Origin of the sequence: Blautia caccae (assembly GCF_040095955.1) — a bacterium.
In the GTDB taxonomy this organism is placed as follows: Bacteria; Bacillota; Clostridia; order Lachnospirales; family Lachnospiraceae; genus Blautia; species Blautia celeris.
Genome location: NZ_JBBMFP010000003.1, coordinates 215,817 through 233,779 on the forward strand (window position 1 = coordinate 215,817; position 17,963 = coordinate 233,779).

The 17,963-nt window shown below is 45.7% G+C and carries 16 protein-coding genes; 13 read left to right on the top strand and 3 right to left on the bottom strand.

Annotation, left to right across the window (positions count from 1 at the left end; translation table 11 throughout):
• Positions 1-17: 17 nt before the first annotated feature.
• From WMO65_RS04495 to WMO65_RS04520, 6 genes are all read left to right on the top strand, one after another.
• Positions 18-1,010 carry an ABC transporter ATP-binding protein gene (locus WMO65_RS04495; RefSeq protein WP_148392607.1) on the top strand — a complete coding sequence of 331 codons (993 nt, stop codon included), beginning with the start codon at positions 18-20 and terminating at the stop codon, positions 1,008-1,010.
• Positions 1,007-1,801 (top strand): ABC transporter permease, encoded by a 795-nt coding sequence (locus WMO65_RS04500; RefSeq protein ID WP_148392606.1) that lies wholly within the window; start codon positions 1,007-1,009, stop codon positions 1,799-1,801. The genes WMO65_RS04495 and WMO65_RS04500 overlap by 4 nt, the downstream gene beginning before the upstream one ends.
• Before the next feature lie 11 nt (positions 1,802-1,812).
• Positions 1,813-2,604 carry an ABC transporter permease gene (locus WMO65_RS04505; RefSeq protein WP_033139353.1) on the top strand — a complete coding sequence of 264 codons (792 nt, stop codon included), beginning with the start codon at positions 1,813-1,815 and terminating at the stop codon, positions 2,602-2,604.
• Between the two features lie 166 nt (positions 2,605-2,770).
• The gene (locus WMO65_RS04510; RefSeq protein WP_148392605.1) at positions 2,771-3,487 is read left to right on the top strand and encodes a DUF169 domain-containing protein; all 717 of its coding nucleotides are present in this window, start codon (positions 2,771-2,773) and stop codon (positions 3,485-3,487) included.
• A 289-nt stretch (positions 3,488-3,776) separates the two neighbouring features.
• Positions 3,777-4,055, top strand: coding sequence for a hypothetical protein (locus WMO65_RS04515; protein WP_054352143.1), 279 nt, complete (start codon positions 3,777-3,779; stop codon positions 4,053-4,055).
• Positions 4,056-4,093: 38 nt separating this feature from the next.
• The gene (locus tag WMO65_RS04520) at positions 4,094-4,513 is read left to right on the top strand and encodes a HipA domain-containing protein (protein WP_148392667.1); all 420 of its coding nucleotides are present in this window, start codon (positions 4,094-4,096) and stop codon (positions 4,511-4,513) included.
• A gap of 71 nt (positions 4,514-4,584) precedes the next feature.
• On the opposite strand, the gene WMO65_RS04525 is transcribed toward WMO65_RS04520, so the two are convergent.
• The 3 genes from WMO65_RS04525 to WMO65_RS04535 all read right to left on the bottom strand — a co-directional run bounded on the left by WMO65_RS04525 (position 4,585) and on the right by WMO65_RS04535 (position 7,887).
• Complete coding sequence (locus tag WMO65_RS04525; RefSeq protein WP_052098856.1) at positions 4,585-5,835, bottom strand: uroporphyrinogen decarboxylase family protein; 1,251 nt, start codon at positions 5,833-5,835, stop codon at positions 4,585-4,587.
• A gap of 168 nt (positions 5,836-6,003) precedes the next feature.
• Positions 6,004-6,954, bottom strand: a complete 951-nt coding sequence (locus tag WMO65_RS04530; RefSeq protein ID WP_033139357.1) for an AraC family transcriptional regulator — start codon at positions 6,952-6,954, stop codon at positions 6,004-6,006.
• A gap of 33 nt (positions 6,955-6,987) precedes the next feature.
• A complete protein-coding gene (locus tag WMO65_RS04535) occupies positions 6,988-7,887 on the bottom strand; it encodes an AraC family transcriptional regulator (RefSeq protein ID WP_227210401.1) in 900 nt (299 codons plus the stop codon).
• A gap of 240 nt (positions 7,888-8,127) precedes the next feature.
• Between WMO65_RS04535 and WMO65_RS04540 the strand changes: the two genes are divergently transcribed.
• From WMO65_RS04540 to WMO65_RS04570, 7 genes are all read left to right on the top strand, one after another.
• The gene (locus tag WMO65_RS04540; RefSeq protein ID WP_033139359.1) at positions 8,128-9,381 is read left to right on the top strand and encodes a dicarboxylate/amino acid:cation symporter; all 1,254 of its coding nucleotides are present in this window, start codon (positions 8,128-8,130) and stop codon (positions 9,379-9,381) included.
• Positions 9,382-9,396: 15 nt separating this feature from the next.
• The gene (locus WMO65_RS04545; RefSeq protein ID WP_103732394.1) at positions 9,397-11,631 is read left to right on the top strand and encodes a beta-L-arabinofuranosidase domain-containing protein; all 2,235 of its coding nucleotides are present in this window, start codon (positions 9,397-9,399) and stop codon (positions 11,629-11,631) included.
• Between the two features lie 308 nt (positions 11,632-11,939).
• Positions 11,940-13,457, top strand: coding sequence for an ATP-binding protein (locus WMO65_RS04550; RefSeq protein ID WP_148392604.1), 1,518 nt, complete (start codon positions 11,940-11,942; stop codon positions 13,455-13,457).
• Between the two features lie 145 nt (positions 13,458-13,602).
• Complete coding sequence (locus WMO65_RS04555) at positions 13,603-14,073, top strand: MarR family winged helix-turn-helix transcriptional regulator (protein WP_148392603.1); 471 nt, start codon at positions 13,603-13,605, stop codon at positions 14,071-14,073.
• Positions 14,070-14,255: a cysteine-rich KTR domain-containing protein gene (locus WMO65_RS04560; protein ID WP_033139363.1), complete on the top strand. Its 186-nt coding sequence runs from the start codon at positions 14,070-14,072 to the stop codon at positions 14,253-14,255. The genes WMO65_RS04555 and WMO65_RS04560 overlap by 4 nt, the downstream gene beginning before the upstream one ends.
• A gap of 94 nt (positions 14,256-14,349) precedes the next feature.
• Positions 14,350-16,077 (top strand): ABC transporter ATP-binding protein, encoded by a 1,728-nt coding sequence (locus WMO65_RS04565; protein ID WP_148392602.1) that lies wholly within the window; start codon positions 14,350-14,352, stop codon positions 16,075-16,077.
• Positions 16,074-17,927, top strand: coding sequence for an ABC transporter ATP-binding protein (locus WMO65_RS04570; RefSeq protein WP_148392601.1), 1,854 nt, complete (start codon positions 16,074-16,076; stop codon positions 17,925-17,927). The genes WMO65_RS04565 and WMO65_RS04570 overlap by 4 nt, the downstream gene beginning before the upstream one ends.
• The last annotated feature ends 36 nt before the right edge of the window (positions 17,928-17,963 follow it).

A 17,963-nucleotide genomic window follows, 5' to 3' on the forward strand; every position in this document is an offset into this window, starting at 1 on the left:
AAAAGAGGCAGTTATATATGAATGTCATAGAAGTTAAGGATTTATCAAAAGTTTACACAAGATATAAAAAACAAGAGGGTATGAAAGGCAGTCTGGCAGGCCTTTTCCGGCGGGAATATGAAGAGAAAACGGCAGTCAGTCATATTGATCTGTGTGTAGAGGAGGGCGAATTTATAGGTATGATAGGCCGGAACGGGGCAGGCAAGACGACCTTAGTGAAAATGCTAACAGGCATCATTGCGCCTACCAGCGGTTCCATCCGTGTTTTGGGGTATTATCCAAACAAACTGGAGAAACGTTTCCGGCAGCAGTATGCCCTGGTGATGGGACAGAAGAGCCAGTTGTTTTTCGAGCTGACAGCAGGGGATACCCTTCATCTTTTTAAGGAGATGTACCATTTGTCGGAAAAGGAATATGAAAAGAACAGGGATTATTTTATAGAACTGTTCGGCATCAAAGACCTTATGGATGTGCAGGTAAGAACCCTGTCTTTGGGGGAGAGGATGAAGATGGAACTTCTCGCTGCTCTGCTCCACAATCCTAAAATCTTATTTCTGGATGAGCCTACCATAGGCCTGGATGCGGTGGCAGGCATGCAGATCCGGAAGTATCTGAAGGAAGTGAACCAGGAGAGAAAGACGACGATCCTCTTAACCTCCCATTACATGGAAGATATCAAATCCCTGTGCGGCCGTTCTGTTGTCATCAACCACGGAACAAAGGTATACGATGGCGGCACCGAACAGCTTTTTGAACGTTATCAGAACAATAAAAAGATAACGCTGGTATTTGACAGTCTGACAGAGATCGAGATTCCGGAGGCATTTGCAGGGAAATGCAGGATTCTGGATGACAATGGTTATAAAAAAGTATATGAGGTACCAAAAGAGGACTCCGGCGGGATCCTGGAATACTTTATGCGCTATAAGCCCAGAGATATCTCTCTGGATGAGGAGGAAATCGGCAAGGTTGTGGAAAGAATCTATTCAGATGTGAGGGTGAGGGCATGAAAAAATATCTGGAAGTCGCGAAGGTATACTTGAAGGTAAAACTTATGTGGAGGGCGGATCTGATATTCGGCTTTATTTCTATAGTAATGAAAATCATATTTGCTTCGCTGCTTTGGGGTGTGATATTCAGGGACAAGGAAACAGTAGCGGGATTTACGCAGAACAGTATGATGGCTTATTATCTGCTCAGTGCTTTTTTTACACAGATTGATATATCGGAAAAGATAAGCGGGGACATCACATTGGGGATAAGAAACGGGACTTTTACGAAATATATGGCAGTACCTATGGATACCGACAAATATTTTCTGGCTATGGAGGCAGGTTCCATATTGCCCCATATCGTGCTGGATGTTGCGGCAATCTTTCTGATCGGCCTGGTATTTGGGATAAAAATAGACATTACGTCTGATGTTGCTATCATTCTGTGCGCGCTGTTGATTGCTTTTCTGGGATTGCTTTTTATGGCGCAGCTCAGTTATTTTCTGGGGATCCTGACATTTCGGTTTGAGGAAATCTCAACATTTTTAATGATAAAGCAGAATATCATGGCTTTGATCACAGGATCCATCATACCATTGGCACTCCTGCCGGAAATGGTCGTGAAATGTATGCAGATCCTTCCTTTTTATTATACAGCCTATCTGCCGTCTATGCTGCTGATTGGGAGAAATGGGGAGGAAGCCGTTGGAGGGGTGTTTGTTATGCTGGGATGGAATTTTGGAATCTGGCTTCTCTCAAGGAATGTTTATAGTAGATACAGGGTGAAATATGACGGGGCAGGAATATAGGAGGGGCAGTGATGAAAGATAATATAAGATTGGTAAAAGCGTTGGTAAAATTAAGATTTGAGAGAGTCATGATGTTTCGCCTTGGCTTTTTCGGGCCGTTTTTCGTGGATGGGAGTTTATTCGTGATACAGCTTCTGGTGTTTCAGGCCATTTACTCAAAGGTGGACAGAATCGGAAATTGGGGGCAGGGGGACATGATACTTTTTATCGGAACATTTTCCCTTATCAATGCTCTCAACATGAGCATTTACTTCTTCGGAGTCAACTCTATACCGGAAAAAATAAGGACAGGGGAGATAGATCTGTATCTGACAAAACCGGTGAGTCCGCTGCTCAGACTGACCTTTGAACAGGTAAATCCCGGGGCTTTGCCGCTTGTTATTTTCAGCATTGCAATCATTCTTTATGGGATAAATGCAGCGGGAGCGGACGTGACTATCAGCAGTGTATCGGGATATGCGGTGTCTGTGGGAATGATGACGGTTTTGTTTTATGAGCTGGAGGTGATCATACGGTCACTGGCATTTTTTACGGTGTCTTCAGATGGAGTCCTGCAGATAGAAATGAGTGGTCTGGATCTGTGTATGCAGATACCGGGGACCGTGTTTTACGGGGCATATAAATTTGTGTTTTATTATGTGCTGCCCTATGGTATCATCGCTACCTATCCGTCTCTGATTCTGTTGGGGAGGTTTTCGTGGAAGATGGCAGCACATGAGGGGATTGTGCTGGCATGTTTTACGATGGTGACGGTTGTGATGTGGAAAACGGGGTTGAGAAGGTATGACAGTGTGAGTTCCTGAGTCATTGAGCTCCTGTTGCACGTGCAGGAAAAATAAGCACAGACAGGCTTACATGCAGCGGCCAAAACAGGTATAATGTAAATATAAGAAGTATGGTAACTATTCAGCCTGCTGGTTAGTTACGGAGCATGTACATTATTTTTCAGAGGGAAGGCGGTAAATTTTTATGAAGAGCAAAATGCAAGAGGCGATCAAACTGCAGAGCCACCCCGTGGCAGTTCTGAAATCCCACGAAATGCCAAACGGTGCCATTCATTTTAAGGAGGGCGTATGGGGCTGTGCCATAGCCATGCTGTCGGCTGCGTCAAAGGGCAGGACTGCGGCGTTCTGCGAGGAAACAACCACCTGCCAGGGCGGTAAGGTCGGATTGGGCTTCAAAAGTTTTGAGCCGGGCACCATTGAATATTTTCTTTCCATCGGAGGTGTGGGACCAAAACCGGGCGAATTCTATAAAAAGAGTCCTGAACTGGCCAGAAAATATATAGAGAGCATTCCGAAAGTAAAAGCAAAAAGATATGTCATTCTAAAACCGCTTAACGATCTTAAGGAGGACGAAAAGCCGGAGGCTGTTGTCTTCCTGGTAAATGCAGACCAGCTTTCCGCCCTTGCAACACTTGCCAACTATGACCGGCCAACCCAGGATAATGTACAGATTAAGTTCGGTGCAGGGTGTGCACAGGCGGTTCTCTACGCTCTGAGCGGTGAGGAGGAGGGGAATGGAAAATGTACCATTGGCCTCACTGACCCGTCGGCGCGCAAATGTGTCAGCAAAGAGCTGCTGACCTTCAGCATTCCGTATCACAGGTATCTGGAGATGGAGGAACAGGTGGAGGAGAGTTTCCTGACGAAGGAGACCTGGTTGTGCCTGTCAGAGAGGATATAAAAAATAACCGTTTATATAGAATACAGGAAAGGGAGAAAGTGATTAGTATAAAAGAGGGGCGTTCGGATGAACGTTCCTTTTTGTCGGATTTTTTCAGCAAACTCTACGGGTTTGTACAAGTATACTGCCCGACGGTCAGTTTTTTTGTATTGGATAAAAATCGAGTATATGATATAAGAGATAATATATTATCTAAAAAGACTAAAATAATTAAAAAATGGCTAATATAATATCTATAATAAATTATGTTTCGTAGTATCTGCAATTAAGATATAGCCAGGAGGCCGGAATGGAAAAGTTTGTATGGGAGACTGCAGAGGAAATTAATAAAAATTTAGCAAAACGTATAAGAAATATCAGAAGAAGACGCAGAATATCCCAGGAGCGTCTCAGTGAGATCAGTGGTGTAAGTTTGGGTTCTGTCAAAAGGTTTGAATCTACTGGCAATATATCGCTGCTCTCTCTTACCAGAATTTCTATAGCACTTGATCTGGCTGATGAGATAAGGAATATATTTGCGGAGGTCCCTTATCAAAGTATAGAGGAGGTTATTCATGACAGAAAATAAATGTTTGAAAGTTTGACCGCGGAGCGTCCAGAGTGCATATGTGTACTGCGGCAGCACTTTTAGAATCGGATTTTACGCAGCCCAGCCTGGACTATCACAGTCTGATGAAACTGACAAAAATAATTACCAGAGACAGCCCGGAAGATATAGAGAATATGTATCGCAGAATGTGCTTTAATGTATTTGCTCATAACCGGGATGACCATTCTAAGAATTTCACATATTTGTACGATGAGAATAAGGAAAAATGGTGTCTTAGCCCTGCATATAATCTGACTTACAGCAGTACCTATTATGGGGAACATACAACAACTGTTGATGGAAATGGATCAGATCCGGGTATGAAAGAATTGATAAAGGTAGGGACGAAAGCAGGAATGAGCAGGAATAAATGCAGAGAGCTTGCAGAAGAAATCCAGGAATGTGTGAATCAGATGCTTGGGAAATATAGAATATGATGCAGGGAAACATGGAAGTGTAGAGAGGTATGGCGGCAAGGCGCCATACCTCTCTTTGGATACTTTATATGTCAATATTTTCCATAAGTCTTAACCGCATCAAACATAGCAAGCACATTCTCATGCTTCACCCCATAATCAATGGTCGTATTCACATCAAAGATATATCCGCCGTCCGGAGCACAGACATCCAGAAGGCGTTTGACCGCGTCTGTCACCTGTTCCGGTGTTCCTGTCTCCAGGATTCTTCCGTCAAATCCGCCGGAGATACAGCAGTTCTTTCCGACGATCCGTTTTGCCTCCTTCATATCACAGTTTTCAAAGTGCACAAGGCACTTTCCGGGGGGAAGCTCTGACAAGAATTCAAGCCGGGAATCATATTTCCCTTCTGTGTAGACGTAGGGAATCTGTCCGGCAGCAGCCAGATCATTTACCAGAGCCTTTAAAGTCGGCCAGTAAAATTCTCTGTACTGCTCATTTCCCATAAAACCGTCAAGCCCTTTGTGCAGAGGAATGAAGACCACTTTTCCCTTGGAAGTTTCGGCCTGGGAAAGCGCTCCATATAAGGTGCCGGGGTAGAAGAAGTCAATGGCTTTATGGACATTCTCCGGCTGTTCGTACAGATCGGCCATGGTATCCAGCGTACCTCTGAGACAGTCGCTTAACATGTCAAAGGCACAGGTAGTGGTGGCTTTGAAAAAGAGGGGATAGCCGGCCTCCATCATTTCCGCGTCAAAGTTATGGGCTTCCCCGTAATACCGGGAAATCATTTTGGCGGCGTCCCCCAGTTTTATGAACATCTCAGCAATTTCCGGGTCTGCAAACTGCATCATTCCGGGGAGAGCGCCGTATCCCAGCATTCCGCCGAAGGACATCTTTGCCATAGGCTCCAGCAGTTTGAAATTCCTGGGAAGGTATTTCTTCATGATCCAGCCGGTCAGGTCTGTCAGAAGCTCTGAATATTCATCATCGCCCAGATACGCCTTCTCCACAAATTGATGGATGGAATTTTCGGTACAGACGCCGCCCTGCTGTCCGGCCCACTGCAGGAACGTGATTCCTGTCAGCTCAAAGCAGCGCCCGAGTCCGCAGAAAAACGGGGAGTAGCCATAGTTGGCATCCGGTTCGTAATCCTTCAGATATTGGCGGAGTGCGTTCTGCATGACCGCCGAATCATACATGGCCTCCGCCATGGTGTGGCCGGAATGAGTAACGGAATAGGTCTGGACAAAGGGTATTACAGGTACACGGTCAGGTTCCTTTACCGCAAGTGCCTCGTCGATTCGTTTCATTCTTTGCTGGTACTGTTCTGTAGTGCTCATATACAATCCTCCTTTGTATAGCACAATAATTGTTCATACTTTTATTGTATCACAAAAGAAAAGGATTGACTGCTTTATTTGTATTAAATAAATATTCAGAAAACATCTGCTGTATCATCACTGCCGATAAAATGATATACCGGTATTTTTCAATATTATACCGGAAGTTTACCAGCCGTTTTCAAGATATATATCGAAATCTTTCAATTGCCGTTCCTGCCCCGCGTATTTTTCCCTCCATTGTTTTGGAGAGTCCCCCATATATTTCTTGAAATTCCTGTTGAATGTAGATTCCGATGTGAAGCCGGATTTTGAGATGATCTCATGAATGGAGCAGTCTGTGCTGCGCATGGAGTCAGCGGCATTCAGGATTCTTATCTTATTGATATAGTCAAGAGCAGAGGTATTCATAAATGCCTTGAAAATTTTTCTGAAATACGTCTCACTGATGCTGCAGGCATCAGCCAGGTCCTGAATCCTGATTGGCGACTGATAATGGCTGCGGATGTAATCAAGTGCCGGTTTGATCTGGCTTACATTCTCCACATCCAAAGGCTTACTGCGGGATAAAAGCGCGTCATCCATCTCAGAAGATGTCAGCCGGGCAATCCTCATGAGCAGGGAAAATACCATGCCTTTTACGATATATGTATTGTATTCCTTCTGCACCAGCATTTCGTGGAGAATGATACGAAAGGCAGCGGCAATTTCCGGATATTCTTTTGCATGGATAAAATGCGCCTTCTGTGTGATCAGTTTTTTCATATAATTCAGTCTGGATTTATCATTTCCATAGACGGGTTCCAGACATTTGTCTATGTCTATGAAGAGGTATTCCCAGGTGATGATACTGCCGGGAATGCTGTCTGTGGAATGGGGATAATTGGGAGGGATTACGGAAATCATATGGGATTCGATTTTAAGGGCCTGATCGCCCAGCAGCAGATTTCCGTTCCCGTTATAACAGTAGCCGATTTCCATCAGATTATGAAAATGAAGGCATGCGGTCCGTGTCCCGACGCAGTTCAGCCAGTTGTTCCCGGTCAGAAAATATATGGGAAGCTGAGGCAGAGTGTCGTAATATCTGAATTCTACTTTTGGTTTTTGCGTATTGTCCATAATGTGCTTCTTTCTATTGATTTACAGATTCTATTAAACATGGCGTTCGTGATTCAAACGGTATTCAAGGGCTGTCATGCCTGTCACCTTCTTAAATTGTTTGGAAAAATAAGCAGGGTCTGAATAGCCCACATTTTCGCCAATGATATTTACATGGAGCTGTGTAGTGCCAAGCAGCTTCTGGGCCTCCTCAATGCGGATCCTTGTGAGAAGCTGAAGCGGAGTCAGCTGGTATTTTTTCTTTATGCAGCGCGTGATGTATGCCGGATGGAAAGAAAACTGCCGTGACAGTTCCGTCAGACTGAAGGGCTGCCGGTAATTGGCACACAGATACTCATAAATCTCTTCTGCCAGTGTTTTCTCTCTTGGCTGGTCATTGCAGCTGCAGATGAGTGCCAGTATATTCATAAAGAGAATCTGGTATTCAATCTGGGATGATACAGAGTCAAAAAATAATTTCTGCTGATTGTATCTGTCAATTTTTACAAGGGAAATCTGGTCCAGATATCCCAGAAGCTTTTCTCTGTATCCCTCCGGAATCAATCCAAACTGCGGGAGAGAGACGTGGAACTGCTCTTTCTGGTAATATTTATTTTTGTTCATTTTGTCACTTAGATTGACAGCCGGGGCATCTGAGTAGGAAAAAGCTCCCTCTGTATAGAAATGCACCCAGGAAAAAACAGTATCTTCCGTGCAGTGACGGTATCCCATATGGGTTCGTTCCGGTACCAGAATCAGGAATTCTCCTTCCTGCACGGTAAACTGCTTCCCCTTTTCTTCCATATATAGAACACCTTCTCTTACATAGATCAAATCAAAGGTATTGTGGATCATTCGCCGTTCATGGCGGTCCCCCTTGCGGTAAATGGACATTCCGCCCACGATCAGATGCGGCAGAGGCGGACAGGTAAAGTGGATATACATAGTGTTCATGACCTTTCGTTAAAATAAGGGTTTCTTCGCCCGTATGACAATATTTATTGTATGATTTTATCATTTGTTCCAGAGAAAAACAAGAAATAATCAATTTTGTTATATAAATTAGGTTTGTATTGTTATATAAAAGGTCATGTTCTGCCATTTTCCTGTCGAAAATGTCATATTATAATAAGTCCATCAGCAAAAGCCAAGACGGAAAACAAAAAAGATAATATTTCAGGAGGTCAATTTATTATGGAGAAGTCACAGGCAAAATGGAAAACAATTTTAAAGAACTACAAGTTTTCCATCATTTTATTGATGGGTGTGGTAGTGGGAGCGCTGCTGGGCGTGTTTCTTGGTGAGAAGGCAGGCGTTCTGCAGCCGCTGGCAGATATTTTTCTGAATATGGTATTCTGCCTTATCGTACCGGTAGTATTTGTCTCAATCGCAAATTCTATTGCAAACATGGGGAATCTGAAAAAGCTGGGAAAAGTCCTGGGAGTTTTCTTTGCAGTGGTAGTGGGAGGGGGAATCATCACTTCAGCCCTTGGCATTATCGCGGTTCAGATCTTTGACCCTGCCAAGGGTGTGAGTGTGGTCTTTGATGAGGCTGTGGATGCGGGAAACACTTCGCTGAATCTGGTAAATCTCTTCACTACCTCTGATTTTGTGGATCTGCTGTCTATCAACAACATGATGGCACTGATTGTATTTGCCATTCTCTTCGGTATTTCCGTTGCCTGTATTGGGGAGAAGGGGAAACCGGTGGTCACATTGTTTGAGGCGTTAAGCGAAGCCCTTGGTAAGATGGTTTCTATTGTAATGTTCTATGCTCCGGTGGGCATTGCCTGTTATTTTGCTACACTGATCGGGAAGACAGGCAGTCAGATCATCGGTTCCGTGGCGAGAATGTCAGTGATCTATGTGGGATTCTGTATTTTGTTTTTTGTGGCATTTGGAATCATTATGCCGTTTCTGGGAGGCGGGAAAGAAGGCCTCTGCAGATACTGGAAAGAAATCTGGCTTCCTGCCGCAACCGCAGCCGGTTCCTGCAGCAGTACAGCCTGTATTCCTCTGAATCTGTTGGCATCTAAGAAAATGGGAATCCCGGATGAGGTCAGCAGCCTTGTCATCCCCCTTGGGGCAAGCATGCACAAAAACGGTGTCATTGCAGTACAGATAGTAAAAATAGCGTTTCTTCTGGGTGTCTTCCATATGGAAATGGGACCGCAGGAGATGGTGAAAGCAGTTCTGGTGGCAGTTATCAGCGGCATCATTGTGGGAACCATACCGAGCGGCGGTTTCATCGGTGAAATGTTCATATGTACAGCATTTGGATTCCCCACAACGGTCATTCCCGTTATTGTCATCATGGGGACCCTGACAGACCCGTTCTGTACCATGGTAAGTGTATCAGGGGATCCAGCCCTTGCCATGCTGGTGGCTAAAATTGTAGAAGGCAGAGACTGGGTGAAGGCAAAAGTGTTCACACCGGCAGAGGTATAAATTTCAGGAGGAAATATGACAGAGACAGAAATTGTAAAAAAAGATTTGGAAGAGATTTACATAGGGAATCTGAATACCGTGGACGCGGATCTGAAACTGCCTTTAAAGGGGAGAAACGGCTCTTCTTTTCAATGGGAGTCAAAGGAGATTCTCTTTATCAGCCATGACGGAAAAGTGACAAGGCCCACCTTTGGCGTCGGCAACAGAAAAGTGACCCTGCAGGTAGAAGCAAAATACCTGGGAAGCAGAGCAAGCCGGGTTTTTGAAGCCACTGTTCTGGAGGAACCCAGAAAAGTCCGGGTCAAAGAGATAAAAAAAGTGATTGTCCATGCAGAGCCGGGAAAAAGGGCAGAGCTGCCTCCCGTTGTCATTGTACTGGAGGAAAACGGGGATGCCGTCACACTTCCTGTTATGTGGGATGCGTACGAACCCAAAAAGGAAGAAGGAATCCTGTGCGTATGCGGCGCAGCGGAAGATACGGAGAAAAAAGCGCTGGCGGAAATCCACTATGAGAAGAAGAAAAGTATGGAAAATAAAGTCCGGGATAAAGAGGTTCTGGTTTCTTTTCCGGCAGGAAGTGTAACCTTAAAGCCGGGAAGTATGTTTTATGAAGCCCAGGAGAAGATGGCAGAATTCCTGAAGAAAACAGACGATGACCAGATGCTGTATAATTTCCGTGCGGCAGCCGGACTGGATACAAAGGGCGCCCAGCCCATGACCGGCTGGGACGCACCGGAGTGTAATCTGAAAGGGCATACCACAGGACATTATTTATCCGCCCTCGCCCTTTCCTATAGTGCTTCCGGGGATGAAGTGCTGAAAAAGAAAATGGATTACATGGTATCCGGCCTGTTCCACTGTCAGAAGGCGCTGGAAGAAAAGGGATGGCATAAAGGTTTCCTCAGCGCGTACGGGGAGGAGCAGTTCGACCTTCTGGAGGAATACACCACATATCCCACCATCTGGGCGCCGTACTATACTTTGGATAAGATCATGTCGGGTTTGTACGACTGCTGTACCCTTGGAGAAAATCATCAGGCGCTGGAGCTTCTGCAGCGTATGGGGGACTGGGTGTACGAAAGGCTTTCTGTTCTGACAAAGGAACAGCGTGACAGGATGTGGTCCATGTACATTGCAGGTGAATTCGGAGGAATGATCGGAATCCTGGTAAAACTGTATGAGAAAGCCGGGAAGGAACGTTATTACAGGGCAGCGGAATATTTCCGCAATGAGAAATTGTTCTATCCCATGGCGGAAAATGTGGATACGCTGAAGGATATGCATGCCAACCAGCATATTCCCCAGATCATCGGCGCGCTGGAAATGTATAAGGCTAAGGGTGAGACGCGGTATCTGGACATTGCCCGGAACTTCTGGGATATGGTTACAAAAGGCCATGTCTACACCATCGGCGGGACCGGTGAGACAGAGATGTTCCATATGGCCGGTCATCTCACAGACTATCTCACAGACAAGTCAGCGGAGAGCTGTGCCAGCTACAATATGCTGAGACTGACCTCCGGGCTGTTTCGTATGAAGCCTGCGGGCAGCAGGATGGATTACTATGAGAATACTCTCTGCAATCATGTTCTTTCATCCATGAGCCATGCATACGACGGAGGAACAACCTATTTCATGCCCCTTCGTCCGGGCGGACAGAAGGAGTTTAGCACAGAGGAAAATACCTGCTGCCACGGAACAGGGCTGGAGAGCAGATTCCGGTATATGGAAGATATTTATATGGATAGTCAGGAGTCTGTGTATATCAATCTCTATATCCCGTCTGTTTTGAAAACAGATAAAATCCATATAGAACAGACAGAAGAAACCTGCGGGGTTATCCGCTTTACAGTCAGGATATATGGGGATAAAGAGGCAGCATTTCGTGTGCCCGGGTGGACAGATGGTTTTGAGATCCGGATAGGGGAAGAAATCTACAGGGAGGCGGCAGCGGACGGCTATATCCATATCAGAAGAAACTGGAATCAGGAAACGACCGTCATAGTCCGTGAAATCTATACCATGAGAGAAATCGTATCCCCGGACAACCGGAAGTTTAGAAGTCTGGCATACGGACCGTATATACTGGCAGAGGTTTCAGAGGAAGAGGCGTTCCGACCGCTGCCGGATCTGCAGAAAATGAGAAGGACGGAGAATGGAAAGTGTCTGGAGTTTACCGAGGGACAGCGCAGGTTTGTTCCTTTGGCTGAGATAGACCATGAAAAGTATCATGTGTATTTTATGAAATAATGAAACAGGTAAGAGATACAGGCCGCCGGGAGAGATTCCGGCGGCCTGTAATTTGTACACAGAAATGGCAGTACCTTTTTATGCAAAGTGTGCCGGCACAGACGTGATTCCGGAAAAATCATCAGGTGTTTACAGATGGATCATTGAAATAGAAAAGTAAAATTACAAAATAATGGGGTAAATATACGAACAAATATTGAAAATACAAACAAAACTTTCAAAATAAACTTGATAAATCATCCGTAATATGGTATTATAAATCCATAAAATAAGAACAAATGTTCTGTATTGCGAAAGAGGGGGATTTGATGTTACCGGAAGAGTTAAGGGAACTGGCTGCAAAAGTCCGGGCACAGAGGGCAGAGGCGCAGTTTCTGGAAGTGAAAGCTGCAAAAGACGGCTGTCCGAAAAGGCTTTATGATACATTATCCGGCTTTTCCAATCAGGACAGCGGAGGTATCCTGATTTTCGGTCTTGATGAGAGAGCGGCATTCCGGGCGGTGGGCGTATATGATCTGCATGATCTGCAGAAGAAGGTGACAGAGCAGTGCAATCAGATGGAGCCGCCGGTCCGGGCTGTATTTACATTTGCGGAATACGAAGGTGTAAACATATGTTCCGCAGAGATTCCTGCCATTGACCTTGCAGAACGTCCCTGTTACTATAAGGGCGCCGGTAAAGTAAAAGGCGCATATATACGGGTTGGAGATGCGGACCTTCCCATGACGGACTATGAGATCTACAGCTATGAGGCATACCGTAAGCACGTGCATGATGATGAGCGTACTGTGGAGAGAATCCCGGTTTCCATGCTGGAACAGACAAGGCTGGAACGTTTTTTGAACGATAAGAAGGCAGAGCGTCCGCAGTTTTCTCTCCTTCAGGAGCCACAGATGCTGGAGATGCTCAATGTGACCAGAGGAGGCATTCCCACTCTGGCCGGGATTATGAATTTTTGCATCTATCCCCAGGGTATATTTCCTCAGTACAGCATAACCGCGGTCGTGGTACCGGGCTATGAGATTGGGGACGTGGGTGAAGACCTGGAGCGCTTCATGGACAACAGGAGAATCTGCGGAACAATCTCCGAGATGGTGGAGGAGGCTGTGGGTTTCTGTAAGCGCAACATGAAAGTAAAGACCATCATTGACCCGGATACCGGCAGGCGGAGGGATAAGGCCGAATATCCTCTGAACGCAGTCAGGGAAGCTGTTTTAAATGCCCTGATCCACAGAGATTACAGTGAGCATACAGAGGGGACTCCAGTGCAGATCGACTTTTTTAAAGACCGCCTGGAGATCCATAGCCCGGGAAACCTGTACGGCAGGATGACAGTAGAGCAGCTTGGCGTGGCCCGGCCTGACCTGCGCAATCCGGCCCTGGCAGTCATGGCGGAGAGCCTGACCGGAGCGGAGAACCGTTATTCCGGTATCCCCACGATCCGCAAGGAAATGGCAGATGCCGGTCTGCCTGACCCGGTCTTTGAGAACCGGCGCAATGAATTTGTTGTGACCCTCTATAACGGTACTGTCAGCTACCGCAGTGTGTCATCAAAACCTTCGGTAGTCATGGAAAGTGCATTGTATGCTGTGAACGGCCCGGATACGGAAGAGATGCCGGGGGAGAAAAGCGTACAGGATTTACTGAAATTCTGCGCACAGCCAAGGTCAAAGACAGAGATCGCAGAGTTTATGGGCGTGAAAACTTTGTATTATGCCATGAAAAAATATGTGAATCCGCTTTTGAGAAGCGGGAAGCTGGTCATGACTCTGCCGGAGAAGCCACAGAGTAAGCTGCAGAAGTATCATGCGGCGGGGAGGGGATGAACCTCCAGAGCCGCATCTATGCAGATACAAATAAAAAATATTATAAATATTCTAAAGCTTTTATGAAACCTATTGACAAAATCCCGTTTCGGACTTATGATTATTAAAATCCGAAACGGGATTTTGAGCTGTAAAGGAGGAAAAAATGAAAAACAATGCGAAAGAACAATTGGCAGCTTTAAATCAGCTTGACAGAAAGCAGGGAGAATTATACCATCGCTTTGCTGTCCGCTTGGGGGTTTCTGATACAGCATTTTGGGTTTTGTACAGCCTTTGCGAATCAGATGAGATTTATACACAAAACAGTCTTGCAGAGTTGTGGTGCATTCCGAAACAGACAATCAACTCAGCGATCAATGTCCTTGTAAAAGCCGGCTATGTACAGCTTGCCCCGATACAGAAAGCGCGTAACAGCAAATCTATACATTTAACAGAAAAGGGAAGTGAATTTTGCAGGGAAATGATCCTGCCGTTGTTTATTGCTGAGCAGAAAGCATTTTCAAGGTTGTCAGAGACAGAACGGGATACGGCAGTTGCCCTTTCTGAAAAGCATCACCTATTCCTCAAGGAGGAGCTGGGGCATCTGTTGGAATGCGGAAAAGGGGGATCGGAATGAGAGAGCAGTGGCTTCTATGCCCCTTTTGTAAAAGTAAAACAAGATTAAAGATACAGGAAAATACAGTGCTGCAGAATTTTCCTTTATTTTGTCCGAAGTGTAAGCAGGAAGCCCTGATTACCGTGAAGCAATTTAAAATGTCTATTATCAAAGAGCCAGACGCGAAGACGCAGAGCCGATAACTACGATTTTTATTCGTGGTTATCGGCTCCTTTTTATTTATGACAATAGAAAATTCGCTGGGGCGTGCTTTCTATTGACGAACAGGAGGTTACAATGAAGAAACTATTATATTTTTTGAGGCCGTATAAAAATAAACTCCTGCTTATGATAGGATTGCTGTTTATACAGGTCATGGGAACCCTATATATCCCGACACTCACCGCAGATATTGTAAATAACGGCATTGTGACAGGGGATCTGGATCATGTGTGGAAAACAGGCGGGTTTATGCTGCTGACCGCTGTGGTCACTGCGGTATTTTCCGTTCTCGGGACATATACATCCACATATATATCCACCGGCATGGGATGTGATATCCGTGGGGCCTTATTCCGGAGAGCACAGGAGTTTTCTATCAATGACTTTAACAGGTTCGGCGCGGCATCCTTGATCACACGGAGCACCAATGATGTGACACAGATACAGGTGGCCTTCTCCATTATTGTTGAAATGCTGCTTCCTGCCCCATTTATGACGATTGCCGGATTGATCCTGGCATTTTCAAAAAACAGGCTGCTGGCATTCACGATTCTTGGCTTTATGATAGCGATCATTGTTTTTGTTGTCATGATGGGTAAAAAAGTCATCCCTATATTTGACAGTCTGCAGGTCCTGCTGGATAAGATCAACCGGACTGTCAGAGAAAGTATTATCGGGGTCAGGGTGATTCGTGCTTTTAACCGCACCGGATATGAAAAAATGCGCACGGATAAAACTTTCCAGGAGTATGCCGCAACAGCTATTAAAGCAAATAAGATATTTGCAGTCATGATACCATTCGTCATGGTGCTTATGAATGTCTGTACACTGGTGATCATCTGGGTCGGCGGCAGTCAGGTGGCGAGAGGCGGTATGGAGATCGGAGATATTATGGCGATCATTGAATATGCTATGCTGACACTTATGTATCTGCTGATGGGAGTTGCCGTATTTATCTTCATTCCCCGCGCCCAGATCTGTGCGAACCGTATCACTGAGGTATTGGAAAACAGACCGGAGCCGGCAGCAAGTATTGTGCAGATTAGCGAGGGAGAAGCAGACGCGGCTGTGGAATTCAGAAATGTGACATTCCGTTACGCGGGAGCAGAGGAAGTGGTACTGCAGGATATAAACTTCACTGTAGAAAAAGGAAAGACAACAGCAGTTATAGGCAGTACCGGTTCGGGAAAATCTACGATCGCCTGCCTTCTGATGCGGTTTTATGATATTGAGAACGGGAATATTTTGATCGACGGAAAAGATGTGCGTGAATATCCGCAGGAGGGGCTGCGTGACAAAATCGGTTACGTGCCGCAGAAAGCCTTTCTTTTCAGCGGGACGATCGCGGATAATCTGCGTCATGGAAAAAAAGACGCAACAGAAAAGGAAATGTACCATGCTGTGAAGACCGCTCAGATCGACGACTTTATCACAAATCTGGAAAAAGGGTTGGAATCTCCGGTCTCTCAGGCTGGGAGTAACTTTTCCGGAGGGCAGAAGCAGCGGCTTTCTATTGCAAGAGCACTCATAAGGAAACCGGAGATTTTTATTTTTGATGACAGTTTTTCAGCGTTGGATTTTAAAACGGATGCCCGTCTGCGTAAGGCACTGAAACAGGATGTATCAGAAAGTGCGGTCATCATTGTGGCCCAGCGGATCAGTACGATCCTGGATGCCGATCAGATCATTGTGTTGGATGAAGGAAAGATCGTCGGCAAGGGTACACATAAAGAATTACTTGAGAACTGCCCGGTTTATCAGCAGATAGCCAGGTCACAGATGAGTGAGGAGGAATTGGCATGATAGAAGAAAAAGGAGCTATGGACGTACAGAACAATACCGATTCCCTGGGAGAAGGAATGACAGCAGACCGTGCGCAAAATATCAAGGGTACATTAAAACGTTTCTTCAAGGATTTGATGAAGCAGAAGGGAAAGATTATTTTCACATTTATCTGTCTGGCTGTTTCCGCTGTGTGTACGATTTTAACACCGACACTGATTGGCCGGGCGATTAACCGGATTTTTGACGGAGTGCAGAATGCAAGGGCCATTGGCGGGATATTTACAGTAAACCTTATATCCATGGGCAACATTATGTTCGCCATCCTGGTATTGTATCTGCTTGGGGCGCTTTTTAACTACATTCCACAGTATATCTTAGCCGGCGTATCGCAAAAACTGACACTCTCTCTGCGGGAATCCATAAGCGGGAAACTGAACCGGCTTCCGCTTCGGTATTATGACACGCACAAAAAAGGCGATATTCTGAGCCGTGTGACCAGTGACCTTGAAAAAGTGGCGGATACACTGCAGGAAGGGCTGACACAGTTTATCTCTGCGGTGATCACGATCACCGGCGCATTCGTAATGATGCTTTCGATCAGTCCTTCTTTAACACTGGTTGCATTACTCACCATAATTGTGAGCATGACGGCTGCCGTTTTGATCTCCATGAAGACAAACCGCTATTACGCAAAAAATCAGTCTGCACTTGGGGAATTGAATGCCAATATCGAGGAATCTTTTACAGGCAACAGCCTGATCAAGGCATTTAATCTGCAGGAAGAGATGATAAAGAACAATGATGAGCTGAATGAAAAATTGAGGAAGACTTCTTTGAACGCGCAATTTATTACCTATGCCATCAACCCTCTGATCCGCCTGTTGGGACAGATTGGTTATGTGGTCATAGCTGTCCGCGGAGCCATGTCCGTGATCAGCGGCACAATCTCTATTGGTGAAGTACAGGCTATTTTCCAATATATAAACCAGATATCCGAACCGGTCACGGAGATGTCCTATACACTCAACAGCCTGCAGGCAGCAATCGCTTCCGTAGAGCGGGTTTATCAGATCGAAGACGAGCTGGAGGAATTACCGGATGCAACCAACGAGGTCTTGCTTCCGACCCCTCGGGGAAATGTTTCTTTTGAGCAGGTACGGTTTGGATACAGCGATGACAAAATCCTGATGAAAAATATTGATTTCCGGATACAGGCAGGCAGTCAGATCGCTGTTGTGGGACCGACGGGAGCTGGAAAAACAACGCTTGTCAATCTGCTGATGCGGTTCTATGAATTGCAGGGCGGCAGGATCACCATTGATGGTGTCAACATCAGGGACATGAACCGAAAAGAGCTGCGTTCTATTCTTGGAATGGTATTGCAGGATACCTGGCTGTTTAATGGCACGATCGCCGAGAATATAGCCTATGGATATGAGGATGCTTCGATGGAAGAAATCATAGGGGCTGCGAAGGCGGCCAGAATCGATCATTTTATCCGTACTCTGCCCCAGGGTTATCAGACCATTTTAGATGATGAACTGACGGGCATCTCTGTGGGCCAGAAACAGCTGATGACAATTGCAAGGGTGATTCTTGCCAACCCGGCCATTTTAATTTTGGATGAAGCAACATCCAGCGTGGATACACGGACAGAGGTTGAGATCCAGAAAGCCATGAATCATCTGATGAAAGGGCGGACCAGCTTTGTCATTGCACACCGCTTGTCCACTATCCGGGATGCGGACCTTATTTTAGTGATGCGGGAAGGAACGATCATCGAGCAGGGCACCCATGAGGAGCTGCTCGCCCGCAATGGCTTTTACGCTGAACTGTATCAAAGTCAGTTTGCCGCACAATCCGTTTAGGAGCTTTGGATAGGTGATGATGCGCATATGCGGAAA